This window comes from Halochromatium sp. (assembly GCF_054919635.1).
Window position 1 is genome coordinate 1 of sequence record NZ_JBUDPI010000309.1, and the last position, 4540, is coordinate 4540.

The following is a 4540-nucleotide window of genomic DNA, read 5'->3' on the forward strand; positions in this document are numbered from 1 at the left end:
TATGCGCTCGCCCTGACGGGGGGGGGCAAACAATTTTTGCGCGGCAACCCTAGAGAAAAAACTGAATCCTGTAGAGTGAGAGATTCGGCTCGGCTTCTCCGTATTCGGCACAACCCAGTCACCCCGAGCTGAGAAGCCGCGCACCAACAACAACAACTTGCGCAGCCGTCCCATCGCCTCGCCCCAGCCTCACTTATGCCCGACCGCACGGATAACACCAACTGCGACGCAGCAGAGCCCCCAGGCTGTTCGAGCCATTCACAGCCGCTGCTCGGCTCGTGGGCCGGTGGATTATTGCTGAGAGCATCAAGGGCTCCCAGCAGCATCAGTCTCGGCTGGCTGGCCGCAGCCCTTCTCGCTGGTATGGTGCTGCAGCTCGGTGCCAGCAACACATCGGCTCATCCTGAAGCGGTAGTCAACGAGCTTCCAGTAGGCTCGGCCGTTACCTGGCTGCAACACTACCAGGCGCTCGCCGCTGAGGCACCGGAAAGCTGCCCGCCGACAACGATCCCAACGCTCGCTCCGGATGTTCCGGCGCGCGCCTTCGAGCTCGAGCCCAGCGCAGCGCAGCCAGGGTCGGGGCCACTCATCGCGGCCTTGAGAGATCCCATCGCCGAACGCTTCCTCGTGCTCGCGGAGGATGCTGACGGCTGTGTGCAGGTTGGCGAGTCGGGGCGCGGCGTTCCTTTTGATTGGCGAAGCGTCTCCAGCCCGGTCCCTAACAGTCTGCTGCCGGTTAGCCTCGGAGCAACGCCAGCCGTTGCGATCGTGGCCGATCCGAAGATGATACGCCCCTGGATCGAGGTGCTTCCACTCGATCAGTTCGCCCGCACGAGCCATCGCGACTGGATACTGCTGGGCATGTTTGCGGGGATGCTGGCAAGCTTTACGGTCGTTGCGATCCTGATTGCACGTTCGCAGCGCAGCCCCCTGATCTGGGCCTATCTGCTCTACTTGGGTTGCCTGCAGTTCTATCAGTTGCAAGCGTTTGGTCTCGGCCCCGCCTGGCTGCCGTTCTGGCCTCCGGCGAGCGCCTCTCAGCTGCTCCAGGCGCTGGCCACGGGCACCACGATGTCCAGTATGACCTTGGTCATCTTCCTGTTCCTTCAACCGCGCGGTTGGATGCGAAGCGCGCTGCTGGCTTGCGCCGGGCTCAGCATCGGTGCGTTCTTTCTTTCGGCAGTCCATCCGAGCATCTATCGCTTCGCCGCTGCCGCCCTGCTTGTCACGGCAGCCCTGGTCATGATGCTACTGGCACAGCGGCTGCGCACCGGTAGGACACCCATTCGGTGGTTCGGACTCGGCCTCACCGCTGTTGTCCTCGCCGTTGGCGCCCAAGCAGTCTCTGCCGTCACTCAGGCGGCCTGGCTCCCGCCGCAAGTCGGCATCGCCACACCGTTCGGCAATGTGATCGAAGCCATCTGCTGGCTACTGGCCATCGTTTCACACGTCAAAGCACAACATCGGTCGCTGCTGGAGCGGCAACTCTCCGAATCCAGATATGACTCGCTTACCGATTCCTATAACCGCCGTTATCTCCGCAAGAGGATCAACCTGGCCATCGCCGAAGCCAAGCGCACAGGCAGCAGCACAAGTGGGCTGCTCTATATCGATCTGTTCGGCTTCAAAGACATCAAGGATCGCTTCGGCCAAGCGATTGGCGATGAAGCCCTATGCGGGTTCGTCAGTATTCTGAAGGAAATGCGACTCAACGCCGACGCCATCGGGCGTTATGGCGGTCACGAGTTCGTGATCCTGATGCGTCAGGACGCGCACTGGAGCGATACGGAAGGTGCAGCGGCGACGATCCTGTCCCGCTTCCAGGAAGCGCTCGAGCTCGACAAGCAGAGCGTCCTGATGCGGCCTGATATCGGCATCGTCTGCATCGGCGCTCAGTATTCGGACGTCGATGAGGTCATGGAAGATGCGAGTCGGGCGCTGAGGATCTCGACCCAGCTTGGCGGTCGACGGGCAACGCTCTTCGAGCCGAAGATGCGCGATCGCGCAAAGGTCGAGCAGGCGCTCCTCAACGCACTCGAAGAGGCCATCCGCAACCACCAGCTCGACCTCTACTATCAGCCCACGGTCGCGCTGGAGACCATGTTGCCCGTTGGTTTCGAGGCCCTGCTCCACTGTCCCCACGTCACGGAACAAGGCGTCAGCGTCGACCAGATATTTGCCACGGCAGAGTCCGCCGGTATGCTCAAATCCCTCGGCGAGCGTGTAATTGAGCTAGCGCTTGCGCAGATCGCCATTTGGCAACGCCAAGGCCTCTGGTCAACGGAGCTCTTTCTCAGCATCAACGTTTGCCAGCAACAGCTCATCGACGAGCATTTTCTCGAGTCTCTACACCATGCCTCGCAGCACCATAATGTTGATGTCAGTAGCATTCGACTCGAACTCTCCGAGCGCTCACTCGGCGTCGACCTCGATTGGTCGCATCATGTCCTGCCACGGCTCTTGAATCGGCATGTCCTGCTCGGCATCGATAACTTTGGTGCCGGCTTGGCCTCGCTGACGATGCTCACCGACCTGCAGCCAGACTACATCAAGATCGACAAACGGCTCGTGGCCGTGCTGGCAACCTTGCCGCGAGCCCAGAATCTGGCGCGCGCCGCCTGCCTGTTCACCGCCGAGACCGGCGGCCTCGCGATTGCCGAGGGGATCGAGACCAGGATGCAGCTCGAAACCCTGCGGGAGCTCGGGGTCGAGTACGGCCAGGGCCGTCTCATTGCGGCGCCGATGTCCGGCGATGAGGCAGGGAATTGGCTTCAGCTCGCGACACGCGCCCATGAGCTGCCGCGAGACGACAGGAGCTGGCAACGGCACTTGCATTGATCCGCCATTACCAAGGCATCAACGCGCGCAGCGGCGCGAGCGCAAGTCCAAGCACCAGCGCTAGCAGGCAAGCGGTCAACAACAACTGCAAGGCCTGTCTCAGCGCCTGAGTGCCCAGCTCGGCGGGCCATGCCGGATCACCCATATAGGCCTCATGGACCAGATGCCCCTGATGCCGGATTGGCCCGACCAGACGCACGCGCAGCGCGCCTGCGAAGGCCGCCTCACTCCAGCCCGAATTCGGGCTCGGCAACATCCCGTGATACTTTCGTGCCGTTGGGAAGACCAGCCGAGGGTGAAATCGTAACAATGCCGCCGCAATCAGGATCAGCGGCACCGAGAGGCGCGCAGGCAGCCAGTGCACCAGGTCGTCGGAGCGCGCCCCGGCCCAGCCGAAGCGCGCATAACGGCCCGTCTTATAACCAACCATGGAGTCTAGGTTCGAGACCACCTTGACCAGTATCAGCCCTGGCAACCCCAACAAGCAAAGCGCCCAAAGCGGCGTCAGCACGCCATCGGTGAGATTCTCAGACAGGCTTTCGATCGTGGCTCCCACAATCCCTGCGCGCCCCAGGCTATCGGTATCGCGGCTCACCAGCATCTGCAGCTCGTCTCGCGCCCGGTCGAGATCCGGGGGGCGTTTGTCCAGCGCGCTGAGCACACGCAGTCCCTGATTCAGCAGATCACGCGTGCAAAGCAGACTGTAAGCGATGAACAGGTCCCAGCCGAAGCCGAGCCAAGGATGCAATCCAGCGAGCGCCCAATGCACCGCCCACCAAACACCAAGCGCACCACCCACGGTAGCGACCCAAAGCAGGACACCACCGAAGCGCCCATCGAGCCCGGAGCGAAACAGGGCGCCCTCGCACAGCAGCGTCCAGGCGCCGAGCACACGGATCGGATGTAACCGGTAGACCGGATCGCCGAGCAGGGCGTCGAACACGCAAGCGCCGAGGATCAGCAGCAGATGCTCGCTCAGCGCCATTTGCGTGCGAACCCGATTGCCACTGCCCGCGCCGCGAGTGCGCCGGGCGGGAGGTCCTGATAAGGCTGCAGCTCCTTGCGGAGCGCAGGGAACTGCTCTGGGGCCACTGCCACCGCCGCCGCCAAGAGCGCAGCCTGGTTGATGAGCGCTTCCTGGACCACTTCGGCGTGCAGCACGCCGGCATGGACCAGGTCGATGATCTCGGCTAGCGCATAGGCCGCTGCCGCGCTCTGTGGATCATGGATCAGCGCGGTGAGATTCTGACCGAACAACGCAGCATCCGGGGCAGCCAGCACTGCGCGCGCTTGAGCGAGTAGCTCAGCCTCACTACAGCCGTGGCGCCCAAGTGCCCCGCAGATGGAGCGGCGCAGTTCGGCACAGACCCCGTTCTGCAACAGGATGCAGCGGGTCACGGCCGAATGCACCGCGCGTCCCAACAATTCCCCAAGGCTATTGTGGCCGCCGGCCCAGTTTCGCTCCCAACCACCTGGCCCCGGCAGCGGAGCAGAGATGACGAGCTGATCGGTGCCGGTCCCGGTGGCGAGACCCGCCGATTGCAAGCTCGGCATCCGAAGATCGAGCAACGCTGTGCTCTTGCCTTCGGTCACCATGGTTGCGGCCCGGATCAGACAGGCGGCGGTGCAAGGTTGATTGACAAAGACCAGCAGCACGATGGTCCCGGAGCCTGCGGCATCAGGCAGGACTTCAACGGCTTCA

General features: G+C 62.9%; 3 protein-coding genes. 1 reads left to right on the forward strand and 2 read right to left on the reverse strand.

Translation table 11 applies throughout. The features are described 5' to 3' along the window. Positions 1-195 precede the first annotated feature (195 nt). A complete protein-coding gene (locus ACY693_RS15520) occupies positions 196-2838 on the forward strand; it encodes an EAL domain-containing protein (protein WP_462322719.1) in 2643 nt (880 codons plus the stop codon). Between the two features lie 7 nt (positions 2839-2845). Here the strand turns inward: ACY693_RS15520 and cbiB are convergent, their stop codons facing one another. After that, positions 2846-3823, reverse strand: a complete 978-nt coding sequence (cbiB, locus tag ACY693_RS15525) for an adenosylcobinamide-phosphate synthase CbiB (protein WP_462322720.1) — start codon at positions 3821-3823, stop codon at positions 2846-2848. Further along, the coding region (locus ACY693_RS15530; RefSeq protein ID WP_462322721.1) for an adenosylcobinamide amidohydrolase at positions 3814-4540 on the reverse strand (727 nt) is incomplete at its 5' end. The genes ACY693_RS15530 and cbiB, both read right to left, overlap by 10 nt.

What these genes read in the sequence shown, in the direction of transcription:
- ACY693_RS15520 (WP_462322719.1), top strand. Translation starts at nt 196, where the DNA reads ATGCCCGACCGCACGGATAACACCAACTGCGACGCAGCAGAGCCCCCA.
- cbiB (WP_462322720.1), bottom strand. Translation starts at nt 3,823, where the DNA reads ATGGCGCTGAGCGAGCATCTGCTGCTGATCCTCGGCGCTTGCGTGTTC.